This is a genomic window from Neobacillus cucumis (genome assembly GCF_023715505.1).
Map to the genome: position 1 here is coordinate 41423 of NZ_JAMBOH010000016.1, position 25703 is coordinate 67125.

27 protein-coding genes are annotated in these 25703 nt (G+C 38.8%); 7 read left to right on the forward strand and 20 right to left on the reverse strand.

Translation table 11 applies throughout. From position 1 onward, the window contains the following. Positions 1-70: 70 nt before the first annotated feature. The 8 genes from M3226_RS20430 to pruA all read right to left on the reverse strand — a co-directional run bounded on the left by M3226_RS20430 (position 71) and on the right by pruA (position 7867). Positions 71-709 (reverse strand): DUF1700 domain-containing protein, encoded by a 639-nt coding sequence (locus M3226_RS20430; RefSeq protein WP_251569145.1) that lies wholly within the window; start codon positions 707-709, stop codon positions 71-73. Beyond that, on the reverse strand, positions 690-1037 hold the full coding sequence (locus tag M3226_RS20435; RefSeq protein ID WP_098528128.1) for a PadR family transcriptional regulator: 348 nt from the start codon (positions 1035-1037) through the stop codon (positions 690-692). The genes M3226_RS20430 and M3226_RS20435 overlap by 20 nt, the downstream gene beginning before the upstream one ends. A gap of 116 nt (positions 1038-1153) precedes the next feature. Beyond that, on the reverse strand, positions 1154-1327 hold the full coding sequence (locus M3226_RS20440) for a hypothetical protein (protein WP_251569147.1): 174 nt from the start codon (positions 1325-1327) through the stop codon (positions 1154-1156). Between the two features lie 339 nt (positions 1328-1666). Next, a complete protein-coding gene (locus M3226_RS20445; RefSeq protein ID WP_251569162.1) occupies positions 1667-3109 on the reverse strand; it encodes an amino acid permease in 1443 nt (480 codons plus the stop codon). Positions 3110-3429: 320 nt separating this feature from the next. Continuing rightward, positions 3430-3684 carry a hypothetical protein gene (locus tag M3226_RS20450; RefSeq protein WP_251569170.1) on the reverse strand — a complete coding sequence of 85 codons (255 nt, stop codon included), beginning with the start codon at positions 3682-3684 and terminating at the stop codon, positions 3430-3432. 52 nt (positions 3685-3736) lie between these two features. Beyond that, positions 3737-5002 carry a Glu/Leu/Phe/Val family dehydrogenase gene (locus M3226_RS20455; RefSeq protein WP_251569805.1) on the reverse strand — a complete coding sequence of 422 codons (1266 nt, stop codon included), beginning with the start codon at positions 5000-5002 and terminating at the stop codon, positions 3737-3739. Positions 5003-5063: 61 nt separating this feature from the next. Next, entirely contained in the window at positions 5064-6263 is a 1200-nt protein-coding gene (locus M3226_RS20460; RefSeq protein WP_251569178.1) for an ornithine--oxo-acid transaminase, read from the reverse strand. Positions 6264-6322: 59 nt separating this feature from the next. Further along, a complete protein-coding gene (gene pruA, locus M3226_RS20465; protein WP_251569187.1) occupies positions 6323-7867 on the reverse strand; it encodes an L-glutamate gamma-semialdehyde dehydrogenase in 1545 nt (514 codons plus the stop codon). Between the two features lie 208 nt (positions 7868-8075). On the opposite strand from pruA, the gene M3226_RS20470 reads away from it, so the two are divergent. Next, complete coding sequence (locus tag M3226_RS20470) at positions 8076-9482, forward strand: sigma-54 interaction domain-containing protein (protein ID WP_251569200.1); 1407 nt, start codon at positions 8076-8078, stop codon at positions 9480-9482. 247 nt (positions 9483-9729) lie between these two features. Next, on the forward strand, positions 9730-9936 hold the full coding sequence (locus M3226_RS20475) for a methionine aminopeptidase (protein WP_251569208.1): 207 nt from the start codon (positions 9730-9732) through the stop codon (positions 9934-9936). A 62-nt stretch (positions 9937-9998) separates the two neighbouring features. On the opposite strand, the gene M3226_RS20480 is transcribed toward M3226_RS20475, so the two are convergent. Continuing rightward, the gene (locus tag M3226_RS20480; RefSeq protein WP_251569225.1) at positions 9999-10991 is read right to left on the reverse strand and encodes a VanW family protein; all 993 of its coding nucleotides are present in this window, start codon (positions 10989-10991) and stop codon (positions 9999-10001) included. A gap of 300 nt (positions 10992-11291) precedes the next feature. Between M3226_RS20480 and M3226_RS20485 the strand changes: the two genes are divergently transcribed. Next, the gene (locus M3226_RS20485) at positions 11292-11639 is read left to right on the forward strand and encodes a hypothetical protein (RefSeq protein WP_251569227.1); all 348 of its coding nucleotides are present in this window, start codon (positions 11292-11294) and stop codon (positions 11637-11639) included. A gap of 474 nt (positions 11640-12113) precedes the next feature. Here M3226_RS20485 and M3226_RS20490 read toward each other — a convergent pair whose 3' ends face one another. From M3226_RS20490 to M3226_RS20525, 8 genes are all read right to left on the reverse strand, one after another. Continuing rightward, positions 12114-12284, reverse strand: a complete 171-nt coding sequence (locus M3226_RS20490; protein WP_251569235.1) for a molybdopterin dinucleotide binding domain-containing protein — start codon at positions 12282-12284, stop codon at positions 12114-12116. Next, entirely contained in the window at positions 12202-12501 is a 300-nt protein-coding gene (locus tag M3226_RS20495) for a hypothetical protein (RefSeq protein WP_251569885.1), read from the reverse strand. The genes M3226_RS20490 and M3226_RS20495 overlap by 83 nt, the downstream gene beginning before the upstream one ends. Continuing rightward, complete coding sequence (locus M3226_RS20500; protein ID WP_251569237.1) at positions 12495-12680, reverse strand: hypothetical protein; 186 nt, start codon at positions 12678-12680, stop codon at positions 12495-12497. The genes M3226_RS20495 and M3226_RS20500 overlap by 7 nt, the downstream gene beginning before the upstream one ends. Positions 12681-12758: 78 nt before the next feature. Further along, positions 12759-12845 (reverse strand): hypothetical protein, encoded by an 87-nt coding sequence (locus M3226_RS20505; protein ID WP_251569807.1) that lies wholly within the window; start codon positions 12843-12845, stop codon positions 12759-12761. Positions 12846-13043: 198 nt separating this feature from the next. Beyond that, positions 13044-13304, reverse strand: a complete 261-nt coding sequence (locus M3226_RS20510; protein ID WP_251569239.1) for a hypothetical protein — start codon at positions 13302-13304, stop codon at positions 13044-13046. A 542-nt stretch (positions 13305-13846) separates the two neighbouring features. Further along, the gene (locus M3226_RS20515) at positions 13847-15172 is read right to left on the reverse strand and encodes a GntT/GntP/DsdX family permease (protein ID WP_251569242.1); all 1326 of its coding nucleotides are present in this window, start codon (positions 15170-15172) and stop codon (positions 13847-13849) included. Positions 15173-15319: 147 nt separating this feature from the next. Next, positions 15320-16738 carry an aspartate ammonia-lyase gene (aspA, locus tag M3226_RS20520; protein WP_251569256.1) on the reverse strand — a complete coding sequence of 473 codons (1419 nt, stop codon included), beginning with the start codon at positions 16736-16738 and terminating at the stop codon, positions 15320-15322. Between the two features lie 343 nt (positions 16739-17081). Next, the gene (locus M3226_RS20525) at positions 17082-17510 is read right to left on the reverse strand and encodes a MarR family winged helix-turn-helix transcriptional regulator (protein WP_251569278.1); all 429 of its coding nucleotides are present in this window, start codon (positions 17508-17510) and stop codon (positions 17082-17084) included. Between the two features lie 282 nt (positions 17511-17792). Between M3226_RS20525 and M3226_RS20530 the strand changes: the two genes are divergently transcribed. Then, positions 17793-19037 carry an MFS transporter gene (locus M3226_RS20530; RefSeq protein ID WP_251569279.1) on the forward strand — a complete coding sequence of 415 codons (1245 nt, stop codon included), beginning with the start codon at positions 17793-17795 and terminating at the stop codon, positions 19035-19037. Between the two features lie 61 nt (positions 19038-19098). Here M3226_RS20530 and M3226_RS20535 read toward each other — a convergent pair whose 3' ends face one another. The 3 genes from M3226_RS20535 to M3226_RS20545 all read right to left on the reverse strand — a co-directional run bounded on the left by M3226_RS20535 (position 19099) and on the right by M3226_RS20545 (position 24207). Next, entirely contained in the window at positions 19099-19983 is an 885-nt protein-coding gene (locus tag M3226_RS20535; protein ID WP_251569280.1) for a YitT family protein, read from the reverse strand. 169 nt (positions 19984-20152) lie between these two features. Next, on the reverse strand, positions 20153-22030 hold the full coding sequence (htpG, locus tag M3226_RS20540) for a molecular chaperone HtpG (protein ID WP_251569281.1): 1878 nt from the start codon (positions 22028-22030) through the stop codon (positions 20153-20155). Between the two features lie 146 nt (positions 22031-22176). Beyond that, complete coding sequence (locus M3226_RS20545) at positions 22177-24207, reverse strand: YhgE/Pip domain-containing protein (RefSeq protein ID WP_251569282.1); 2031 nt, start codon at positions 24205-24207, stop codon at positions 22177-22179. Between the two features lie 153 nt (positions 24208-24360). Here M3226_RS20545 and M3226_RS20550 point away from each other — a divergent pair, with 153 nt between their 5' ends. From M3226_RS20550 to M3226_RS20560, 3 genes are all read left to right on the forward strand, one after another. Next, positions 24361-24579: a spore coat protein gene (locus M3226_RS20550; RefSeq protein WP_251569283.1), complete on the forward strand. Its 219-nt coding sequence runs from the start codon at positions 24361-24363 to the stop codon at positions 24577-24579. A 131-nt stretch (positions 24580-24710) separates the two neighbouring features. Further along, on the forward strand, positions 24711-25220 hold the full coding sequence (locus M3226_RS20555) for a spore coat protein (RefSeq protein WP_251569284.1): 510 nt from the start codon (positions 24711-24713) through the stop codon (positions 25218-25220). Positions 25221-25246: 26 nt separating this feature from the next. Further along, positions 25247-25669, forward strand: coding sequence for a spore coat protein (locus M3226_RS20560; protein WP_251569285.1), 423 nt, complete (start codon positions 25247-25249; stop codon positions 25667-25669). Positions 25670-25703 lie beyond the last annotated feature (34 nt).

The following is a 25703-nucleotide window of genomic DNA, read 5'->3' on the forward strand; positions in this document are numbered from 1 at the left end:
GTATATCCCTCTCCTCAATATAGAATATCTATATATATAGTTTTACTAGGTATATAAGCAAAAAAACTGCTTATATCGAAGCTTTCCTGCCCCAGCGGTATCCTATCCAGCTTACCGGATAAAGAATGATTGTAAAAATGATACAAGCAATAATAAAGGTTTTGGTCAGCAACGGGGCAAACCATGCATGCGGAATAATTTCGAAGACAATTAAAATCATCAGTAATAAATTAGGAATCAATGATAATAAAAAAGTTTTTCTTAAAAGTGTCCGTCCTCCAAAACCAAAGCCCTTGCCAATTTCATACCCAAGTAACGCCCAGAAAAATAAGTATAAAACGGCAATTAAGGTTGGAAGCGATGTTAAATGACCCCAAAGGGCCGATAACCAGCTCCATTCAAAAAGATTATGTGCGAGTGTTAAGATACTTCCACTGCCAAAAAAGACGATGTTCAGCAAAATAAACAGCCACTTCATATTACTTGGCGTAACCGACAACTCTTCCTTCCACATGTCTGCAATTTCCGCAGGGCTTCCAAGCCTTGAAACAATTCGTTCCCACACTTCTTCTTCCGTTGAACAATCTGAAGATTCCAATAGAATTTCATCAATATGGGATTCGTATTCTAGGAGAATACTCTCCTTATCCTGATGGCTGCCAAGTCCATTATTTAATTGTTTTAGAAAATCACTCTTCGGCCGTTCCATGCTTCGATCTCCCTATTACCTTGTTCATCACTTGAACAAAATCCTGCCATTCACGCGTTTTTTCGCCCAACAATTCTTTGCCCGCATCAGTGATTCTGTAATATTTACGAGCTGGTCCCTTTTCCTGCTCAACCCAGTAACACTCGATGTATTCCTGCTTTTCAAGCTTATGCAGGGCAGGATATAGGGTTCCTTCTTTTACACTTAAACCATTGTCACTGCGCTGCTCTAATTCTTTTACTAATTCATAGCCGTACATATCACGCTCATTTAATAATTGTAGAAGAATTAACGAAGTGCTTCCTTTAACTAATTCACGATTAAACATTTTCTCACCTACCTAGAATTTTTAGGTACATAGAAATTCTACAGTTAAATCCCTTCATTGTAAATGATTAATTCAAAAATTTCTCAAAAAAAGTGACGATTCTAAATCGCCACTTGTTATTTCATTTTTAAGTTCTTTTTCTGTCTTTCGATGAATTGATCCCGCTCACCGCCATCGGATAATTCTTCCGAAAATTCGTGATCTGGTTCTTTCCCAACAAATTCACCTGTTTTTAACGTTTTCGGCGCTAAATTATTATTTGGGGCAGCTTGTTCATTCCAATCTTTCAACTTATATCACCTCCATATTAGTATCTATTGTTTTACATACTCTTATCCAAAAAACAAAAAACGCTTGGACGAATCCAAGCGCCTTTCTTTGGTTTAGGTCTGGTAACTTTGGCTGTTGATTTCCGCTCCAGGCGCTCAGCAAACCCGCGGGCGTGCCGGGGATCCTCCTCGGCGCATTTGCGCCTGTGGGGTCTCCCCTGCCCAGTACTCCCGCAGATTTCCCATCTTCGAATCGCCACGCACGAAGGAAATGCGTTAGCATTTTCGGGGAGTCGAGCGCCTTCCGCCCCAATCAACAGAGTATAAAAAAATAACAATATCGTTTAACGGACCCTTGGTTTAAATAATCATTTTTTTATTTTCATTTAGATTTAATTCTTGTTCAGCTAGGCCGTCTATTTCACGGTTCTTCTTGATTCTAAAATGGTAGATTAAATAACAAATGACGACAAACGGAACTCCTAAATAAAGCGCAAGACGCTGTTCAGAATCAAATGCTAAACTTGTCAGCACAAGACAGTTTAAGGTTAAGCCAATAATCGGCAAAATAGGAAAAAGCGGTGTCTTAAATTTTAAATCCTCCACTTTGCCGCCTTCACGTATAAATTTCCTGCGGAAAGCTATTTGTGAAGCAGTAATGGAAATCCAGCCAACCTGCGCACCAAGTCCGGCAACTGATAGCAGCCAAACAAAAACCGTTTCCTCTGCAAAAAATCCGGATAATAAAGATAATAGTGCAATCCCAATGGTTAAGACGAGCGCGTTAAACGGAACTCCTTGCTTGTTGACTTGTGCCAGCCTAGGACTTGCCATCTTCTCTTTTGACATCGCGTATAACATCCGAGTTGCGGCGTATAAACCTGAGTTAGCTACAGAAAGTAACGCAGTTAAGATAACAAAGTTCATAAAATCTGCTGCATACGGAATTCCAATACTATCAAAGACGACAACAAACGGACTTTCGACAACGCCAGCTTGTTTCATTGGGATTAAGCTTGCTAATACAAATATCGCTAAAACGAAGAAAAATAACGTACGCCAAACGGTTTGTCTAATTGATTTTGGAATAGTTTTTTCAGGTTCTTCACTCTCTCCTGCTGCAATCCCAATTAATTCCGTACCTTGAAACGAAAAGTTTACAGTAATCATGGTAATCAAAAGGGCTGTAAATCCATGTGGCAACAGACCATGAGCTGTGAAGTTTGTTAAAAATGGTGCTGGCTGCCCGCCTTTCAAACTGATTACCCCAAACATAGCAGCGCCGCCAAGAACAATGAATGCTAAGATAGCAAAAATCTTAATACTTGAAAACCAAAATTCTGTTTCACCAAATGCACGGGCAGATAGTGCATTAAGAGAGAATAGAACAATAGCAAAAATAGCGCACCATACCCAAACAGGTGAATCAGGAAACCACCTTTGCATGAGCTGACCGGCAGAAAGTAACTCCAACGCGACGGTAACAGACCATCCCAGCCAATACAGCCAGCCAAGCGCAAAACCTGTACCCGGACCAATAAATTTTGTGGTGTAGGTTTGAAAAGACCCCGATACCGGCATTGCGACCGATAATTCTCCTAAACATAGCATGGTTAAAAACATAATAAAGCCGCCGACAATGTAAGAAAGAATTGCCCCCATTGGTCCGGCCTGGCTAATCGTATAACCAGAGCCCAAGAATAGTCCTGATCCAATAACCCCTCCTAAAGAAATCATGAACAAATGCCTAGACTTCATTGTTCTTTTTAATTCATGCGATGTCTTGCTTTCTTGTAAATTCATTAAGTTTCCCCCTTTTTCTAATAAGAATGCGCTTACAATATTTTTCCATCCCATTTCCCCTTTGGAAAGGAAACATCCAACAGGAAAATCCCCCGTTGATAAAAAGATCTCTGCTGCTCCTATTATTACCAGCGGATAAATCTTTTTAATTTTTTCACTATTCCAATCATTATATTGCAAGTTTTGTGCCAAAACTGAAAATGGTTATTTGTGAACTTTTTTTGAACTGTATGCCAATTTTTTTGGCATTATTTAAAAATAATTTTGCGTTATTAAATGCAAAAATCCCCTTTCCACCTTATGGAAAGGGGATTACCTGCTCACTCACTGCCAGTAATAATCAAATCGTCCTTTATGACTGCCAGGGCAGTTTCAGTGTCGACCTTTTGCCCGTCCTTCACATTCAATGAAGTGACATGTCCGCTAATGCCAATCGAAATCTCTTCAATCTTACCGTTATTGGCTTTAATTAAAAATAATCTCTCCCATTCATATACATGGTTGTCTTTTTTGGTTAGAACTTTTTCAACGGTACCAGAACATGGACTGTAAACAGTTTCTTCAATCCTTGGCAAGTTGTTCACTCCTCATTTTATGATTTCATATCGGCATGACGAAATGATTATTCTAAACCCACCCGCGGAAGCTGGAGGCTTCAGCTACTTTTCTGATCCCTACCATATAAGCTGCTAAACGCATATCTACTTGATGTGACTTAGCAGTTTCATAAATAGTTTCAAAGGATTTCTTCATCACCTTTGCAAGCTTTTCTTCTACTTCTTCTTCAGACCAGTAATAGCCTTGATTATTTTGAACCCATTCAAAATATGAAACTGTTACTCCACCAGCGCTTGCCAAAATATCTGGAACAAGCAGGACACCGCGTTCCGTTAAGATCGTTGTAGCCTCAAGCGTAGTTGGCCCATTGGCAGCTTCCACCACAATCGAAGCCTTAATATTGGCAGCATTTTGCGCTGTAATCTGGTTAGAAATAGCCGCAGGAACAAGAATGTCACAATCTATCTCCAAAAGTTCTTGATTGGTGATGGTTTCGGTAAATAATTGCGAAAATGTCCCAAAGCTGTCTCTTCTATCAAGCAAGTAATCAATGTCAAGACCATTTGGATCGTAAATACCGCCATATACGTCAGAAACAGCTATCACCTTTGCACCTGCATCATGCATAAATTTAGCAAGATAACTACCAGCATTCCCAAAGCCTTGAATGACCACACGGGCACCTTTTAATTCCTTATCCTTTTTCTTTAAAGCTTCTTCAATACAGATCGTTACGCCAGCTGCTGTGGCTGTTTCACGGCCTTTTGAACCTCCAAGGACTAAGGGTTTTCCGGTAATAAAACCTGGTGAGTCAAACTCGCGTAAACGGCTGTATTCATCCATCATCCACGCCATGATTTGCGAATTAGTATAGACGTCCGGTGCAGGAATATCTTTCGAAGGCCCAACAATTTGGCTGACCGCCCGTACATAGCCACGGCTGAGTCTCTCTAGCTCTCTAAAAGACATTTGCCTTGGATCGCAAATAATTCCACCTTTACCACCGCCATATGGAAGATCGGTAATACCACACTTTAGACTCATCCAAATCGATAATGCCTTAACCTCTTCTTCATCCACCTCTGGATGAAAGCGGACACCGCCCTTTGTTGGCCCTACAGCATCATTATGCTGTGAACGGTAGCCTGTAAAAACTTTAACTGTACCATCATCCATTCTGACAGGAATACGAACCGTCAATAAACGAAGAGGATCCTTTAAAAGCTCATACATTTCGTTTGTGTACCCTAACTTATTTAATGCTTTTCGGATTACTGTCTGTGTGGAATAAAATAAATTTAACGACTCTTGTTCCTTCTGTTGTTCCTTTGACATTTCATCAACCAATTGATTCGCAGGCATCTATGCCACCCCTTATTTCGCTAGAGTTATATTTTTATGATAAAACGGTTTGAATTTTTTCAATAGCCCAATCAATTTCCTCTTTCGTAATAATGAGTGGAGGTGCAAAGCGAATAACAGTATCATGGGTTTCTTTACATAAAACACTTGCTTCTTTTAATTGTTCGCAATAAGGTCTTGCTTCTTCAGTTAATTCCACTCCAATAAACAAGCCTTTTCCGCGGATTTCTTTAATAATGGGATTGTTAATCGCTTTTAATTGGTCAAGGAAATACTTTCCTAAATCAAGGGATCGTTCTGCTAGATGTTCTTCCTCAATAACCTCTAAGGCAGCAAGTGAAACGGCGCAAGCAAGCGGGTTTCCCCCAAATGTGGAACCGTGAGAACCTGGATTAAATACACCCAAAACGTCAGAGTTAGCAACAACACATGAGATTGGGAATACTCCGCCTCCAAGTGCTTTTCCTAAAATCAGCATATCTGGCTCAACATCTTCCCAGTCACAGGCAAACATTTTTCCCGTACGAGCCAAACCAACTTGAATTTCGTCAGCTATAAATAATACATTTTTTTCTTTACACAATTCAGAAGCTTGTTTTAAGAATCCTTCAGGAGGTAATATGATTCCTGCTTCCCCCTGAATAGGCTCCATTAAGAATGCTGCTGTATTCGGTGTAATCGCTGCCGTTAATGCCTCTAGATCACCATATGGAATTAATTTAATGCCAGGAAGCATTGGACCAAATCCACGTTTGTACTCTGGATCTGATGATAGCGACACAGCTCCCATAGTCCTGCCATGGAAATTCCCTATGCAGGCAATGATTTCAGCTTGGTTTTCAGCAATACCTTTTACATCATAACCCCAGCGGCGTGCTGCTTTAAGAGCGGTTTCAACTGCTTCAGCACCTGTATTCATTGGAAGTGCCATATCTTTATTTGTTAGTTTACAAATTTTTTCATACCATGGACCAAGCTGGGCATTATGAAAGGCACGTGATGTCAACGTTACTTTATCTGCTTGATCTTTCAACGCCTGAATAATTTTCGGATGGCGGTGCCCCTGGTTAACAGCAGAATAGGCGCTCAGCATATCCATATAGCGATTCCCTTCTGGACTTTCAACCCAAACACCTTCTGCTTTCGCAATAACGATTGGCAGTGGATGATAGTTATTTGCACCAAATTTATTTGTTTGTTCAATAATTTCCGTCGTTTTCGTCGTAACAATCATGTTCGTTTCCCCCTTTATTCTTAGGGAGCACCATTTTATGCCCCCACGCCCTTACAATTTTAAAGCATTTCTGATGTTGTTTTCGCCTGCATATGAAGCAATAAATAATCTGGTCCTCCTGCTTTTGAATCGGTTCCAGACATATTGAATCCGCCAAATGGCTGATAGCCAACAATAGCACCCGTACATGTACGATTAAAATAAAGATTTCCTACGTGGAATTCTTGTCTTGCTCTTTCAATGTGCTCGCGGTTATTTGATATAAGTGCTCCTGTTAAACCATAATCAGTGTTGTTGGCAATTTTCATCATATGATCAAAATCACGCGCCTTACAGAAGGTTACCACTGGTCCAAAAATTTCTTCCTTCATAAGGCGGGCATCTTCATCCAAGTCAGCGAGTATGGTTGGTTGAATAAAATAACCCTTGGAGTCATCCCCTTCGCCGCCTGTCATTAATCTGCCTTCTTCTTTTCCAATTTCAATATAGCTCATGATCTTTTTGAATGATCTTTCGTCAATAACTGGTCCCATGTAAGTTTCTTGTAATTCTGGATTACCCATCGTAAGAGTTTTTGTTAGCGCAACCGCCTTTTCAAGGACAACATCATATACATCTTGGTGAACAACAGCACGGGATCCAGCTGAACATTTTTGACCTGAGTACCCAAATGCTGAGTAGACGATTGAAGCTGCAGCAAGATCCAAATCCGCTTCATTATCAACCACAACGGTGTCTTTACCACCCATCTCGGCAATCACACGTTTCAACCAAATTTGTCCTGGATTTACTTTTGCAGCCCGTTCATAAATACGGCAGCCTACTTCGCGCGAACCTGTAAACGATACAAATCGAGTTTTCGGTTGATCTACTAAGTAATCACCAATTTGAGCACCGCTGCCAGGTACAAAGTTTAGAACTCCTTTTGGCAGTCCAGCTTCATGCATCAGTTCAACAAATTTTGCAGCCACGATTGGTGTGGAATTAGCCGGTTTTAAAAGAACCGTGTTCCCAGAGACAATTGCTGCAACCGTAGTACCAGCCATAATCGCAAGCGGGAAGTTAAATGGTGAAATGATGATTCCCACTCCAAGCGGGATGTAGTTGAATTGATTATATTCTCCTGCCCGGCTTTGTACAGGTACACCTTCTTTAATGCTTAACATTTGTCTGGCATAATACTCGATAAAATCAATAGCTTCAGCAGTATCTGCGTCTGCTTCCTTCCATGGCTTCCCTGCTTCTTTTACTAGATAGCTAGAGAATTCATGTTTTCGGCGGCGCAGCATTGCAGCCGCACGAAAAAGGATATTGGCACGATGTTCTGGGCTCCATGTTTTCCAAGTTTCAAATGCTCCTAATGCTGCTTGCATCGCTTTTTCAGCTAGTTCTTGACTTGCCATTGAAACACAGCCAATAACCTCTTCTTTATTGGCTGGATTGATTGATTGAATTTTTTCTTCTGTTGTGATTGATTCGCCGTCAATGATAACTGGGTAATGTTTTCCGAGTTCGCTTTCAACAAAGGCAAGTGCTTCTTTAAAAGCCTGTATATTTTCTTCTTCCGCAAAATTAGTGAATGGTTCATGTGAGTATGGATACATTGTTTTTCCCCCTTTTGTTGTACGTAAAAATATATTGCAAGTTCCGTGCCAACTTTATATTTGCAGTTTAATAGCTTTTTTACGGTAGTAATAGCCAATTATTTTTGCGCAAAATTTATTTTTTTAAATAAAACAGCAAAATTATTTTGCGTTAAAACGTTTTCTTTGATTTAATAGATGCATAGAGGAAAACAAGGGGTATAACACAATGGAAAAATCAAAGAATGACCTAATCTATTTAACAGGGATGTATAAGAGGATCTTGGACGAAATCGATGTAGGAGTCCATGCAGTCGATGAAACAGGTAAAACGATTATTTATAATAAAAAAATGATGCAAATGGAATCGATGGATTTTCAGGATGTTATAGATAAAAATTTACTGGACGTGTTTATGTTTAAAGACGACCAATCTAGTACCCTAGTAAAAGCGCTCCAAGAAGGAAAAGAAACTAGCAACGTAAAACAAACCTATTTTAATAATAAAGGAAGAGAAATTACTACCATTAACAACACAATTCCAATCTATACAGATGATGAACTTCGGGGTGCGGTGGAAATTGCTAATGATGTTACGAAGCTGGAAAAATTAATCAAGGGCAACATGAAAAAAGGAACTTCTAAGTATACTTTTGATCATATTATCGGCAACAGCCCAGCCATAAAGGAAGTAATCGAAACGGCTAAACGTGCGACCAGAACCTCATCCTACGTATTGATTGTTGGTGACACCGGCACAGGGAAAGAACTTTTTGCACAAAGCATCCACAACGGCAGCGAGCGGTTATCAGGACCTTTTATTTCACAAAATTGTGCAGCCTTACCAGATAATTTAATTGAGAGTCTTCTGTTCGGCACAAAACGCGGAGCGTTCACAGGGGCTATGGATACCCCTGGATTATTTGAACAAGCAAACGGCGGCACCTTGCTACTTGATGAAATTAACTCCTTGAATCTAAATCTTCAAGCAAAATTGCTGCGAGTCCTTCAGGAAAAAACAATAAGAAGGATTGGGGATACCAAAGACACAGCCGTTGATGTCAGAGTGATTGCCAACATGAATGAAGATCCGATTGACGCGGTTGCTAATAATCGGATGCGAAAAGACTTATATTATCGATTAGGAGTAGTAACTATCTTTGTGCCGCCTTTAAAAGACCGTAAAGAAGATATCCCATTATTAGTGGAACAATTTATTGCAAAATACAATGAACGGTTTCAAATGCAAGTAAAAGGATTATCGGAGGAGGTCAAACTTTCTTTCTTCGAATATGATTGGCATGGAAATGTACGCGAACTTGAGCATATTATAGAAGCAGCTATGAACATCATGATGGATGGCGAAGACTTCATCATGTACCGCCATTTACCCTACCAGTATCGCAATAAAATGCAGATGAAAGAAAGAATGATGCCCCTATCAACTGTTGAAACTTTTATGAAAGAAACGGGAGATGTTACGGTACCATTAAAAGAACAACTAGAATTATTTGAAAAAACCTATATTGAGCATGTTCTCAAGAAAAATGATTTTAATATTTCCAAAACAGCGAAGTTACTAGGATTAAGTCGTCAAAGCTTACAATATCGATTAAAAAAATTAAGCTTTGAGTAAGTAAAAAGATAGAACGAACATGGGCATCTATATAGTCCAATGTTCGTTCTTTTTTAATTTTTTTCGAATTTAGTACAAGCTCTGTGTCAGAGTAATCACTTTCTGAGGAGCTTTCTCATATAATATAGCAGGAGCAAAATGATATATATCAGCAACTTAGTAAAATTCCCCTTTTTACTAAAAAACCATACAAGCATAAATATTCCATTTTTCCCCCATACTATTAAAAAACGATGAGGTGAAGAAAATGGGACTACTCAACTCATTTAATCAATGGAAAGAGGCAAGATATCAAAATCATGTCTCTACTATGAAGGAGCAAGGCAAATGCCCTGATTGTGAGGGTAGAGGGTATACAGTATACCCTTATAATGAGTTTGCCTACTTTAATTCATTTGAATGCCCAGGATGCCAAGGCAGCGGCCAATATGCAGATTGGGAAGAAATGAGGTAATGGAAGAGGAAATTCCTAACAAAAATTCCCTGCATGCGGACTATTGCAGGGAATTTTTCTGATTAATGTTTTTTTACTTGATCTTTGTATACCTTTGCTGTTCTTATTTCGACAGTGATAGAGCCTTTTCTTACTACCGTTTTTAACAGCAGAGGAACGCCCGTCGTATTTTTAAACCGAAAATCTAACCCGCCGTAAGACACGGTTGCATCTCTTCCTGTTGGCACATATCCTACATGCAGGGAGTGATGATTCCTTTCAATATAACTGACAGCTAGTTTATCAATCGCGTTATAAAGGGTGGAAGAGGTTTGACAAATACCGCCGCCGATTCCTTCCACCAACTTCCCATCAAGAGCTTCCGGTGCTGGTTGATAGCCATGCTCGGCATCACTAGGTCCTACAGTGGTGTTAAACGAGAAGGAGTCTCCGGCACCAAGAATGACATTATTAATCGCCTTTGCCGATAACGCGATATTTTTAGACCTGCCGGCCATTCCACTGTTAAAGTAGGTAGAATAAGAAGCAACAACTACTTCCCCCAATTGCGCAGCCTCCTCCGGCTTGTAGCCGCTAGCTGTAACATATAACGGAATTTCAACGTCGCCGCCTTTTAAAGAGGCCTGAATGATTTTTTCAGTTAGTTCTTCCTCATCAAGGATTGTTTGCGGCGTACCTTTAATCACTTGTCCATTCTCATCAAGCTTATCAAGGATCATTCTTTTATCATAACCTGGAGTGTCTTTTGTCCCCCTGGCCAATTCCCTTGTTAGTAAGGCTAATTCGGCTTTATATTTTTCATCGTCTGTCCCAAATCCCATATCCTTTGGTTTAAAGGTTTTTACAACTCTTTTGGTATTTGGGTCAATAAGATTGACAAAAACCGGCTTTTCAACTTTCTTTTTGTTCTCTGCTTTAAGATGTTTCTCTGTTGTGTTTTTTTGCTGCCCTGCTGCAATTGCTTCCTTTTCATTTGTTGTCTGCTCGCTACATCCAGCTAACCCCAATAAACATCCTGCCAATAAGATCTCGATTATTCTAGTAAACCTGCTCATTTTCCCCCATCTTTTCCTAGTGATTTAATTTGAATTTTCCACTTAATCTATTGCTATATGATTTGACGATTATTACCGAAAATAGTTTCATATTTTATCCTAATTATCCCAATTAAATTTCCATTTTCTGTAATAGATTAACAAATCATGGGTTCATTTTATCACTTTATCCTAGTAATAGTAGTACTTTTCTAATGGCATAACTAAAAAATAAATATTTTGCACTAAAAATCTTGAATAAAAACAGTCGATAGGTAAATAGTAATATCAAGATTTTGTTCATTTTTTGGAGGTGCTTAAATGTCTGTTTATGTTCATCAGACGTTTGTCATTAAACAAGATAAGTTTAAAGAAGGGATTGAAAATTTAAGGGAAATTAAAAAGTTCAGAACTGAAAATTATGATCACAAAGTCGAGATTCTCACACCAATATCCGGTGAGGATCATACCTATGCACTCCTATCGATTTATGAGGGATTAGCAGAAATGGAATTACAAAATAAAAAAATGTTTGAAGACGAAGAGTACATAGAGTTGATTGGTCCATTTTTCCTTGAGAATATTGAACAAGGCAGTATGTATACACAAATTTATCGTTCCTTAAGTGACCGGAAACCTGATAAAAAGAAGGAAAAAGAGAAAGATTAATTTCATGTCTAAGCACAAAAAGGGGCTAGTGCCCCTTTTGTGTTTTTTACCAAAGTTTCGCCAAATCTTGGAACTTTGGAGTAATAATATAAAGGCAATCTCTATTTCCAAATAATTCAACTACCAGACTAGAGAAGAATACAAGGCGCTGCTTTATATAATCAACTACCTATCTTATTAACACAGGGGCAGTATGTTGAATTAAGGTGGTCATTTCATTTAAAAATATCTCCACCCCGATAGGTAATCCCCCAATGATATTTAAGGTTATCACGGTTAATTCCTGGAGTTAAATGGCCTGGAAATGATTTTGCAGTTCATGGATAATGGATAATATATTGATACGATTAAAGTACGGGTTGACCACTTCTTTTGATTTTTTATTAGAGTATGCAAAATTTGTTGGCAGGCCTTAAGAATTTCCTCTGCATTATCGATCAAGACTATTCAACCACCCTGGTTTATTATGATTTTTTAAATCCTACATGCACCATTTTTAAAATGCGGCTGTTTAGAAACCAAACCCCAGGCTACAAGTGTTAGGACATTGGCGGCTTGATCTTCAGTAAGTGTTCCATAATGAAGAGGGATAAGAATGGCCCCTTTCTGTACTGCATCTGTTATCCTCGCTGGGATTAATTTCAATATAGGCTTCAGGTGAAGCTAAATGAAGCATTGGTGCTCTGCCGGTTTTAGTTCGTGTATGCCATTTATAATCCAGTCTTCCAGTATTTAATTCAAAGGGAAATTCACCTGATGGCAGTTCAGGCGGCGGTGCCCAATCAAATCTGTATAGAACCGTACTGCCATTAGCCTTAAGCGCTTCAAACTCTTCTTTTGTTCTTGCTCTCCCAGTTAACAAATCCCTCCCATAAGACTCCGTTTCATCTGTAAACGTATAAAATCTGCCATCCGTATATAAACGGGCGTTCCCATTTGGGTATTGTTCATCGCACGGCCATTGAATCCGCCAAGCTGTTCCATTTTCTCATAAGACATACCTGACACAAGGTCTTTCCTTAGATACAATCTTCCATTCATTGAAGGCCTCCTCAGGGGTCTTATAGGTGATTAATGGCTGCCGATCCCGATCCTTAAATCCCATCTTTTTCGAAAGTTCTAGTAAACTTCAAAGTCAGAAGGAAGATGATTGGGTGGGTTAACGGCTTTTCTTAGGACATTCACCCTGCGCTCAAGGTTGGTCATGGTTCCTTCTTTTTCACCCCAAAGAGCATTTGGCAGGACAAGGTCAGCGAATTACGCTGTTTCGCTTGAAAAAGGATCCTCAACAACCAGAAACGGCTTCTTCATGATTTCGGTCATTTTGTTTCAATTCGGAAGTGAAACCGCCGGATTCGTATACATCATAACCCAAAACAAATCGATTTCTCCTTGTTCCACTAATTACATGATTTCTGTGATATAGGTTTGTGGTCCTACCGGTATAATTTCTTTATCTACATTCCATAGTCTCGCCATCTCTGCAATATGTTTGGGATTGCTATTATTCCGATATCCAGGATAGAAGCCTGCACCGCCTACTTCCCTATTAGACATTGAGCTTGGCTGGCCCGCATGCTGGAATGGACCTGAGCCTGGTTTTCCTATCTTCCCCATAATTAATTGCATCGAGTTTACAAGAGTAGCAGCTGCGGTTGCGTCCATACTTTGATAAATTCCCTGTAATAGCAACGGATAAGGTTTTTCCTACGTTCCAATCCATTCCGTACATTGAATCAACTTTGCTTGAGGATTGGTCGTAATCTGTTATACAAAGGCGGGATCATAGCGGGAAACTGTTTACTTCAGTTCTTCGAAACCAATTGTATGTTGTTAATATAGTTAGTATTAATTCAATTATTTTTAATTAATAGATGGATAATGCCATTCAGGACTGCTATATTTGTGCCACTTTTGGGCTGTAACCACAAATATTCCATCTTATCACTTATATGGTTCCTAGTGTCAATCTCAATGATTCTTGTTCCATTCCTTTTTCGCGCCTATAAAACACGTTCCCAAAATACAGTATTGGTTTCGTTTGAGTTCCTGCCAAAGAAAACAATAACATCTGTTACATCTAGATCCTCTTCAAAAGCGGGCGGACTACCATCCTTCCATTGAAATGAAGAGGATTCTCGTTCGCATTTCCAAAACCGAAAAGGCACCAGCACTTTAATAGTGGCTGGCGCCTTTTAAAAACTCTGTTAAAAAAACATATTCAACAATAGCGCTCCCCCAAAGGCGACGAAAGAAAGAATGGTTTCTAAGACTGTCCACGTTTTAAAGGTTTCCGGAACACTTAATCCTAAATATTCTTTAACCATCCAGAAACCAGCGTCGTTAACGTGTGAAAACATTAACGATCCTGCGCCTGTCGCAATAACCAGCAATTCGAGATTCACGTCTGTCATCCCGGCTACCACTGGCGAAACAATTCCAGCCGCAGTGGTTAAGGCTACTGTGGCGGATCCTGTAGCAATTCGAATTAAACCAGCAATTAAAAAGGCCAATACAAGTGGTGATAGCGATAAATTCTCTGCCATCCGAGCAATTGTATCCCCTACTCCACTTTCGATAAGTATTTGTTTAAACCCACCACCAGCCCCAATGATTAAAGCGATGGATCCGACTGGCAATAAACATTCTTCTGTCAATTTTTTAATAACTTCTTTCCCCATCCCTCGCCGTAGTCCAAGGAAATAATAAGCAACAAAGACAGAAATCAAGAGGGCAATAATTGGACTTCCAATGAAAATGAGAAATTTCGTTATCCCCGCAGTTAATTTTAAATAAGGAGCAACCGCTGATAGAATCATTAGTAACACTGGCAGCAGAATAATGAAAAATGAAATACCTGTAGCTGGTAATGATTTAGCTTCCTTACCTACTCGAATCAACACAGGTTCTCCTTGCGGAACAACCCTTTTGTTAACCCACATGGCAAACAAGGGACCAGCAATAATAACGGCTGGAATTGCAATAATTAACGAATATAAAAGGACTCTCCCTAAATTTGCCTTGTAGATACTGATGGCTGCCAATGCCCCAGGATGGGGCGGAACCAATCCATGAACGATTGATAATCCTGCGATACATGGCAAGGCAATTAATAAAATATTTTGTTTAGATGATTTGTGAATCGAAATAACTAAAGGCAATAGAATTAAAATCCCCACTTCAAAAAATACAGGAATACCAATAATAAAACCTGACAGCATCATGGCCCATGGTAATTTATTAACACCAAAAACGCGAATAAAATATTCAGCAATCTGCATGCCTGCTCCAGAGTCTGCCATCATTTTACCTAAAATGGTTCCTAGAGCTAAAATCCCGATTAAATGTCCAAGGACCCCGCCTACACCCGTTTCATAGGCTGCAACAATTTTATCCAGAGATAGACCTGATACTAACGCTAAAAACAAACTAGCCACGAGTAAGCTGATAAACGCATGCCACTTAAACCATGATACTCCTAGAACAACGATGACAATCGAAACGAGTGTCATCAGCAATAAAAAGGTATCCATAAACCAACACCATCCTTTACAATTTAATTGTATATTTCTCCCTTATTGTTAACACTTGTTACATTTACATTCGAATTTTCCTGCTTTAGTCTTTAAAACAGAAAAGCCCTCATCCTTAATAAAACATTAGGATGAAGGCTTATATTTTTAATCTCTATCCAAAAGTGCTGCCCCAGCAATTCCTGGTTTGGTCATTTCAAATATATTTAATATAAGATCTAATTCTTCTTCTGTAAGCACGTCATGCTGCAAACATAATTCACGAACCGATTTTCCACTGACGATGGCTTCTCTAGCAATCCTAGCAGCTACTTCATATCCCAAATGCGGATTGACTGCCGTAATAATACCGACACTTCTTTCAACATAATCCTTTAAACGTGCCTCGTTTGCTTCAATTCCCTTCAAGCAATAATCGGTAAAGGAACGGAAGCCATTGCTCATAATACTGATTGATTGCAGTAAGTTAAAAACTAATACGGGCTCCATCACATTCAGTTCCAGTTGACCAGCTTCAGAAGCAAGACAGATGGTATGATCATTTCCGATTACCTGAAAGGCAATTTGGTTAATCAACTCCGGCATGACTGGGTTTACTTTTCCTGGCATGATCGAAGACCCGGGCTGGCGGGCTGGCAAACTTATTTCTGCTAGACCGGCCCTCGGGCCAGATGCCATTAAGCGCAGATCGTTGGCTACTTTTGACATATTCATCATACAAACTTTTAATGCAGCTGAAACCTCAGTATATGCATCTGTATTTTGGGTTGCATCCACGAGATGCTCAGCGTTAACTAATGGCAGTCCACTAATTTCGGTAAGCTGTTTAACCACATCTATAATATATTGAGGGTCCGCATTTAAGCCCGTCCCAACTGCTGTGGCACCCATATTCACCTCATATAAATGATTTCTAGAGTTTGAAATCCTCTTAAGATCACGTTCAAGAACACGAGAGTAAGCTTCAAATTCTTGACCAAGGCGGATTGGAACTGCATCCTGTAAATGGGTCCGCCCCATTTTGATAACGTTTTCAAATTGTTTTGCCTTCTCCTTAAAAACGGCAAGCATATCATTCATGGTCACGAGTAATTTTTCAAGTAATTTTAGAGCAGCGATATGAATGGCTGTCGGAAAAACATCATTCGTCGATTGCGACATATTGACATGCGTATTCGGACTTAAATGAAAATAAGCTCCTTTTTCATGACCAAGCAATTCAAGCGCCCGATTGGCGATTACTTCATTTGCATTCATGTTCATGGACGTCCCGGCTCCGCCTTGAATTGGGTCAACTATAAATTGGTCGTTCCACTTTCCTGCAATCACTTCGTCGGCAGCTTGACAAATGACATCACCGAGCCCGGAATATAATCTCTTTGTATTCATATTTGCTATTGCTGCCGCCTTTTTTACCATTGCCAATGCTTTAATCAATTCTTCATGAATGGAGTACCCTGTGATAGGGAAATTCTCAACCGCCCTAAGTGTTTGGATACCATAATAGGCGTCCTTTGGGATTTCTTTTTTTCCTAAGAAATCTTGTTCGGTTCTGTTTGTAATCATAGCTTTCTGTCTCCTTTTTATAAACAACTATCGATACAAAAAAATAATAACAGTAAAAAAGAGCTATGTCTCTATTTCTGCTATAATTCTTGCATCAACCCCCTAATTATTCTGTCGATATAATAATATTTCGTACCACGATATATCTTTTTTATTTGTTTTTGCTAAATAAACAGTAATTTTGTCATTATGTCTAACTAAATAACTTCCTTTTAAACGTTTTATCCAACTGTTACCCCCATTAAAGGGGCCATAAAAATAAAAAAATAAAGGTAACCTGCAAGTTTTTATTTACAACTTGCCAGTTACCTCTATCCATATTTAATAGCCTATCACCATCGTTTTATCCTTCTAAAAACGAATAATTGAATTTTCTAAGCAACTCACCAAAAACCTCGCACTCCTCTTCAGGCCAATCTTTTAGTAATTCTGTTATTCTGTCTATTCGAGCCTGCATATGTTCATTTAATTCCTTTTTCCCTAACTCGGTAATTTCAAAGGTGTATGCCCTCCCATCTAACGGATCAGGTATCTTATACAAGAAGCCCTTCTGCTCTAAAGCAGCTGCTTGTCTGCTTACTGTTGATATATCTAATTGGAATTCACCCGCTAAGACCTTTACGCCTACTGCCCCTTTCATAGCAATGCGCCGAAGCAGCAGATAGGCAGATCGGTCAAGACTCCCAACTTTTTTATGGTTATTATCAGATGTCGTTCGGCGAAGCAGGATCGCTAATTCGAGTTCAATCATTTCTAGGGCATTTTTATTCATTTTATAACCTCACAGTATTCAATATTCCTACACATTATCATATCATAAGATAACTAACTTTTATTTTCGTCGTGCCAAGTGAAAACATCATTGACGTAGTGAAAAATAGTTGTATAATACAATCATATAGTTTCATCATACAACTATTTGTCTCAAGAGGGTATTCGTACGAAATATTTCACCGAAATAAGTTTTCCAAATATTTCGTCACCTTATTGATGAATTTTCTCAAGCAGACGAACCGTGGATGAAACAAATATAAACAGAAAAGGAGTAATGTAAATGGCATCAACACCGCATTCGATTGCGTCAACCTCAAGTAAAAACACTTCAAATCCAGAGTTACAGGCATCTTTATTAACACAACCAAAAGCAGTGTGGGCAGTATTTTTTGCCAGCATCATTGCTTTCATGGGTTTAGGTCTTGTTGACCCCATTTTACCTGCCATTGCAGATCAATTACATGCCTCACATAGTCAAGTTACCTTATTGTTCACCAGCTATAATGCGGTAATGGCAGTGGCTATGCTTATTACCGGAATGATTTCCTCTAGGCTGGGAATCAAGTGGACCCTTCTTTCAGGGATTGTCATCATAGCGGTCTTCTCTGCACTTGGAGGCTTTTCAAATGGAATTTGGACCCTTGTCAGTCTTCGAGGAGGCTGGGGTTTAGGAAATGCTTTATTTGTAGCAACTGCCCTTGCAGCTATTGTCTCACTATCCAATAGTGGAACGGCCAAAGCCATCATTCTTTATGAAGCTGCGATCGGACTTGGCATATCAGTAGGCCCTCTTCTAGGGGGATGGTTAGGGGCAATGTCCTGGAGAGGACCGTTTCTTGGCGTAGCTACACTGATGGTTATAGCATTTATTGGTTTAATTTTATTAATGCCCAAGGCTAAGCAGGATCAAAAGAACCAAGCGAAAACATCACTTGCAGATCCTTTCCGTGCCTTAAAACACCGTTCGTTATTGGTTTTCGGGATCACGGCGGCCCTTTATAATTTTGGCTTTTTTACGCTTCTCGCCTATGCCCCATTTGTCATGGGATTGGATGAACATGGGCTTGGGTTTGTATTCCTAGGCTGGGGGATTTTACTTGCGATTACTTCTGTCTTTATTGCTCCTAAACTGCAGAAAAAGTTTGGAACGATAAAATCCATGTGCGCGATGTTAGTTATGTTCGGAATTCTTCTTTTTGTCATGGGGACATGGACCTCAACACAATCGGTCATCATCATTTGTGTTATTGCTGCCGGTGCATTATTAGGAAATAATAATACACTAATCACCACCGCTGTAATGAATGCAGCACCCGTACAACGTTCAACAGCGTCCGCCGCTTACAGCTTCCTTCGCTTTATCGGAGGTGCGATTGCCCCCTATATGGCAGGTAAACTTTCAGAAATTTATAACCCATCTGTTCCTTTTATTGTCGGCGGTATTTTTGTCCTTCTCTCTGTTTTGTTCATTTTAGTAAATAAAAAGCATGTTAACCATGTTGATGATGTTGAATTAGGCCATTAAGTGTACTAGGTGGGGTTTGTCTTGGTGACAAATCCCTTTTCTTTACCCCTTCCGTAATAAGTCAGTGAATATCGCGCTTCTTAAAACGGCCGCCTCTAACTTCCGCTATGTCAGCAATGGCTAAAAACGCTGTAGGATCTATTTCCTCGACAATCGTCGTTAGTTTGGACTCTTCTAATCGGGAAATGATACTAAAAATGACTTTCTTATTATCGCCAGTATAAGCGCCTTCACCGTTTAAATAGGTGACTCCCCGTCCTAAACGGTCATTAACAGCATCTCCAATCTCTTCGGCATTGTCACTAATAATCCAGACAGATTTAGTTTCTTCGAGTCCTTGGACAACCGTATCAATGGCTTTCGATGCAATTACATATGCTAAAAGGGAATACATGGCACGGTCCCAAGAAAAGACAAATCCGGCTGCCCCTAAAATAAATATGTTCATAAACATAATAATTTGTCCAACCGAAAAGGGAACCTTTTTATTAATGACAAGAGCTAGTATTTCTGTGCCATCTAATGCCCCGCCATTACGGATGACCAGACCCACTCCAATGCCTAGAATCATTCCGCCAAATAGGGTTGCCAGGAGGATATCTTCTGTAAAAGGGGGAATAGGGTGAAAAAAGGAAGTAAAAATGGATAAAACGATAATTCCATAAATGGTTGAAAAAGCAAAGGTTTTTCCCATTTGTTTGTAGCCCATATACACAAAAGGCAGATTCAATACAAATAGAAAGAGCCCCAATTTCCATCCAGTAATATGTGCAAGCATGATGGAGATACCGGTGATTCCCCCATCAATAACATGGTTCGGAACTAAAAATATTTCTAGTCCTGTCGCCATAAGGATGGCACCGATGGTAATCATAATGATTCTCACAATTACCCTTGTTAGCGGAAGTTTTTTATGCTTTAGATTTTCCTTCATTAATTCTGTCATTCAACCACTCCTTATTTATTTTATTTTGCCATATAATCATCCAATCTATTAGGAATTTTCCATAAATATGTTCTTTATATGATTATATCATATTTTTCGCAAAAAGTGAACTAGAGTTCATATTTTTTTGATGAAAAAGGGATTGCAGCCTTCTGCAATCCCTCCATCTTTATACCATTACTTTGCATAGTTGATTTGTAAATTCGACTGGGTCTTCGATTGGTAAACCTTCAATCAACAATGCTTGATTATATAACAAGTTTGTATATAAGGTTAACTTGTCTTTGTCCTTTTCAAACGCATCTTTTAATGTTGTAAACACCTCGTGATGGACATTAATTTCTAAGATCTTGTCTGCTTTTACATTTTGACTGTTTGGCATGGCGTTAAGGATTTTTTCCATTTCGATCGATACTGCCCCATCAGTAGATAAACATACAGGATGAGTTTTTAGTCGTTTCGAAACTTTTACATCTTTAACCTTGTTGTTTAGAACACTTTTCATAAAATCAAATAGTTCTTTATTGTCTTGTTCCTCTGCAGCCGTATCTTGATTTTCATCCGCTTCAAATCCTAAATCACCGCTGGAAACAGATTTAAACTCTTTTTCTTTATATGACATTAGCATTCTTATTGCAAACTCATCAATCTCATCGGTAAAATATAGAATTTCATACCCTTTATCCGCAACTAATTCCGTTTGCGGCAGTTTATCAATTCGTTCATTCGATTCACCAGTTGCATAGTAAATATATTTTTGGTCCTCCGGCATTCTTGCTACATACTCGTCAAGAGTGACCAACCTTTTCTCCTTAGATGAGTAGAACATTAACAAATCCTGGAGTTCTTCTTTATGGGTTCCATAATCACTGTAAACACCATATTTTAGTTGTCTGCCAAATGCTTTGAAGAACTCTTCGTACTTTTCTCGTTCATTTTTTATGATCGACAATAATTCACTTTTGATTTTCTTATTAATATTTTTGGCGATAAGCTTTAATTGACGATCATGCTGAAGCATCTCTCTTGAGATATTTAATGAAAGATCTTCAGAATCCACCATTCCCTTAACGAAACTAAAATAGTCAGGCAGCAAATCAGCGCATTTATTCATGATTAACACGCCATTTGAATATAGCTCTAATCCCTTCTCATATTCCTGTGTGTAATAATCAAACGGAATGTTTTCAGGGATATAAAGAATGGCATTATATCTTATAGCACCGTCAACGCTGATATGAATATGTTTTAGCGGTTTGTCAAAACCATAGCGTTTTTCTGAGTAAAAATTTTCATAGTCTTCGGTGGTTAAATCCTTCTTATTCTTTCTCCAAATAGGAACCATACTATTAATGGTTTGTTCTTCAACTACTTCCTCAAAGTCGTTATCACTGCCCTCTTTGAGCTTACGTTCTGTAACATCCATTTTAATAGGATAGCGAATAAAATCCGAATATTTTTTGATAATAGACCTTAATCGATATTCTTCAAGATACTCATCATAGTTCTCATCTTCGGTATTTTCTTTTATTTTCAACGTAATCTCCGTACCGACTGAATCCTTTTCACATGGAGTGATGGTATAGCCGTCCGCTCCTTTAGATTCCCATTTGAAGGCTTCATCACTACCTAGAGCCTTACTAATCACTGATACTTCATCTGCCACCATGAATGCTGAATAAAAGCCAACCCCGAATTGTCCAATGATATCGTAGCCGTCTTTAAGTTCATTTTCCTTTTTGAAAGCTAACGAACCGCTTTTTGCAATCGTACCAAGGTTATTTTCAAGTTCTTCTTTAGTCATCCCTATGCCAGTATCAGTGATTTTCAATAATCTATTGTCCTTATCAGCAGTCACTTTTATGTAGTAGCTATCTTGGTCAAAGGTTAACGAATCATCTGTTAAAGCTTTATAGTAAATTTTATCGATCGCATCGCTTGCATTTGACAATAACTCTCTTAAGAAAATCTCTCGGTGTGTATATATCGAGTTAATCATCATATCTAGTAACCGTTTTGACTCTGCTTTAAATTGCTTTGTTTCCATCAAGACCTCTCCTTTTTGCAAAATATACCTATATTTTAGCACTCTTATCCGAAGAGTGCTAACAATTATTTTAATAACATATTTACTTATTTTTTGTCAAGAAAAACCAGCACCCTAATAGATGCTGGTTTTTACAAAGTAAGTGCTTATTGAATCATTTTTGAAGACCTTGCCAACTCTGCAGTCTTTTGGATTCGTTTACTCAGAGGTTCTTTCAAGAAAAGTGCTAAAATAAAGCTGGCAGCCACAAAGAGTAGCAAGTAAAACACATCTCTTACCACCACTTCTGCAACCATTCCTCCTACCGTTTCGCGCAGCAAACTAACCGCATATGTAAACGGCATAAAAGGATATATTCTTTGAAAAAAGACTGAAGTGGTACTAACAGGAAAGGTGGCACCGGAACTGGAAATTTGCAGCACCAAAAGAATAATTGCTAACCCTTTTCCAATTGTGCCGAAAACAGAACATAAAGTAAACGTGATAATTACAAAAACCAGCCCAATAAAGATACTAAAGAGAAAAAACCATAGTTTATCAACGGCATAAGTATGAATGATATATATATCACCAAATGAAACAACTACAGCTTGAAAGATCCCTATGGTCATAAAGGTAAGCATTCTTCCATAGTAAACCTGATAGCTCTTAAACTGATGATTGTTATCCTCCACATCTACTCGAAGTGAGGCGATCAGGAATGTTGCCCCTACCCAAAGTGCCAGCATTGTATAAAATGGGGTCATCGCTGAACCGTAATTAGGGATAGGGAATATCCTTTTTGTTTTTAATAAAACCGGATTGGATAAAAAGTTACTTTCTGTTTGCGGGTCATGTTTTAAAATTTGAATTAAATCATTCACATCCACACTGCCTTTTAATCTTCGCAGTTTATCAGCTGTACTCCTGATCTGTGCTTCAAAGCCTGGTAAGTCATTTCTTGCAAAATCAGCCGCTTTATGGACAGCTGTTTCTAATTCAGGAAGCTTTGTTCGAACAAGATCAGCGGCTTTTCGAATATCATCCTCCAGAGATGGCAGATCATTACGAACAAAATCTGCCGCTTTATGAATTTTCCCCTCAATTGTTGGGAGATCATTTTTAATAAAATTAGCAGAGGAGTTAACAATCGCTTCTCCTTCTAATACCTTTTGCTGGAGGTCACCCCGTGCCTGTTGAATGGAATTGTGAATACGTACAAGTTCCTCATGAAGCTGTGTTAACTGTGCCTGATTTTCACTAGTGTCAACCTCAGCTGCGGCCTGTCCAGAACGATTGATTGTTTGGTTAATATTTGCCTCTATTTCAGATAATTGCTCTCCAATTTGGGTTACAATTTCATTTATGCGATTCATATCGGCCATTTTCTGTTGCAGTGCCAATACCTTATTGCCGGCTTCATGGATGAGTGGCAGATTAGCTTCTACTTTTAAAATACTGCTGCCGGCCTGGTTAATCTCGGGAATCCTTTGTTCCAATTCAATTATCTTCTGTCCCTTTTCTCTAATTTCGGGCAGCTTTCCCTCGAGCTCGATTGCTTTCTTTCCCATAGCCTCAATCTGCGGCAAGGCCTTCTCTAATGTAAAGATTTGGTTCTCCATATTATGTATGGATGGCAATGCTTTTTCTAACTCAATTCCGGCTTTATAAAAACCTGAAAAAATAGCATCTCCAACAGTTTTGACAAAAGCCTGACTGATTTGAGCTGTTACAGCCGACGCTCCAGAGCTGGCAATTTTCGGGGCAACGGCATTAATCTTTTCATTTACACCGAATAGAATTTGCGGCTTTGTTGGATTGATTTCAAGTATGCTGGTTAGTTTCTTTGAAAAGTCTCTTGGGATGATTAGATAAGCATAATAATTACCTTTTTCAACGCCGTCCTCCGCAGTGGAGCGATTAACAAATATCCAGCCGAGTTTCTTGTTATTTTTTAAATTTTGTACAATTTCATTTCCTATGTTTACCTTTTTCCCTCGAATTTCTGCCCCTTCATCTTCATTAGCCACTGCCACTTTAATTCCAGATGTATTACTGTATGGGTCCCACATCGCTTTAATGTTAATCCAAGCATAAGCGGATGGAAGGAGCGTGAGTGCTCCTAATAACAAGATAACGATGGGCACTTTTCGTATATTTCTCCAATCCGTTATATAGATTCTCCAAATGCTTCCCATGTTTCCCCACCTTTGTGAAAATATCCTCTCTTAGCTTGTCACTAACCCGGAAACTAGATTCAAGATTATATTTATATTTAGGCATTTCGTTTAGGTGAACGAGATGGGGATTGCATATGCTGATAAAAAAAACATCATGAAAGGGGCATATTTGTGAGTAATTCATCGGACAATCCAATCATTCCAAAATCGGTGATTGATTTACTGGTAAGCGATATACTAAGAAAAAACGGGATTAGTATTGATAAAGCAAAGGGCAAAATTTCAGATGAGCAGAAACAAATGTTAAAAGACTTAGTCAAAGATCTATCCCTGCAAGTGGATTCATTTGTTAAAAAACCAACTAAAGAACAAGAAATAGATCCCAAATGATACTAACCTGAAAACGCCATTTAGGCGTTTTTTTACTTTTGTTAAATGGGCAGAAATTAGGGACTCGTCCAATCAGAATGTAAGACAACCTCATATATTAAATCGAAACTAACAAAAAGGAGTGTTTAGGAATGTCATCATCCAGCAGGGATAAACGCAATAGCAGCAGCGAGAAAAACCGTAGCAGCAGCCACCGCGATCACGAGAAAAAGGAGCGGAGGAGGAGTTCTTCACACGAAGATAAACATGATGATAAGAAGCATCATGATGCAGATGTAGTACAGGACGCAAACCAAGTCGATTTAATGGACCAAGAATCGGATGAACTAATCTTTATTAAAGATTCATGTAATATTAAGGTTCATTCAACCAATACTCAAGCAGCCGTTTCCTTACAAATTGCTCTACAACTTGCTATTGCAATAGTGATTAGAATTACCATTTTAGACAGTGCGGACAAAGACGGTGTAGTACAAGATCTTCTGCAGCATTTTGAGACAGAGCAAACAAATAAACAGAAAATTTTCATCGAAAACTCCAAAGACGTCACTGTTAAGACTACTGACACAGACTTATCCGTCAATATTCAAGCATTATTACAGGTTCTACTCACTTTAGTGGCTAAAGTAGACATTTTATAAAAAAATAATAAGAGGTGAGAAAAAACATGAGTGAAAATTGGAAAGCATTGGACCATTGCTGCGATAAAGGTAAGGATGAAGCTGTAACACAGGAAGCTGATCAACTGGTATCAAGTAAACAGCAGTCCTTTGAATGGATTGTTGTTAAGGATTCTGAACAGGTTTGTGTTCATACAACGGATACTCAGATAGCTGTGTCACTTCAAGCTGCTATCCAAGCTGCGATTGCTGTTGTGATTAGCATTACAATTGGCGATACTGAAAAAGCAAAAGCAGTGGTACAGGACTTAAAACAATTATTCAAAACAAAACAGCGCAACTCTCAGAAAACCATTATTAAGGGTAGCAAATGTGTTGAAGTAACAACAACTGATACACAAGTAGCTGTTAACATCCAAGCATTACTTCAAGTTTTAGTTGCCATCGTTGCAAAATTAGACATTCTATAATTAATAAAAACTATTCATAAAACAAAAGGCTGCC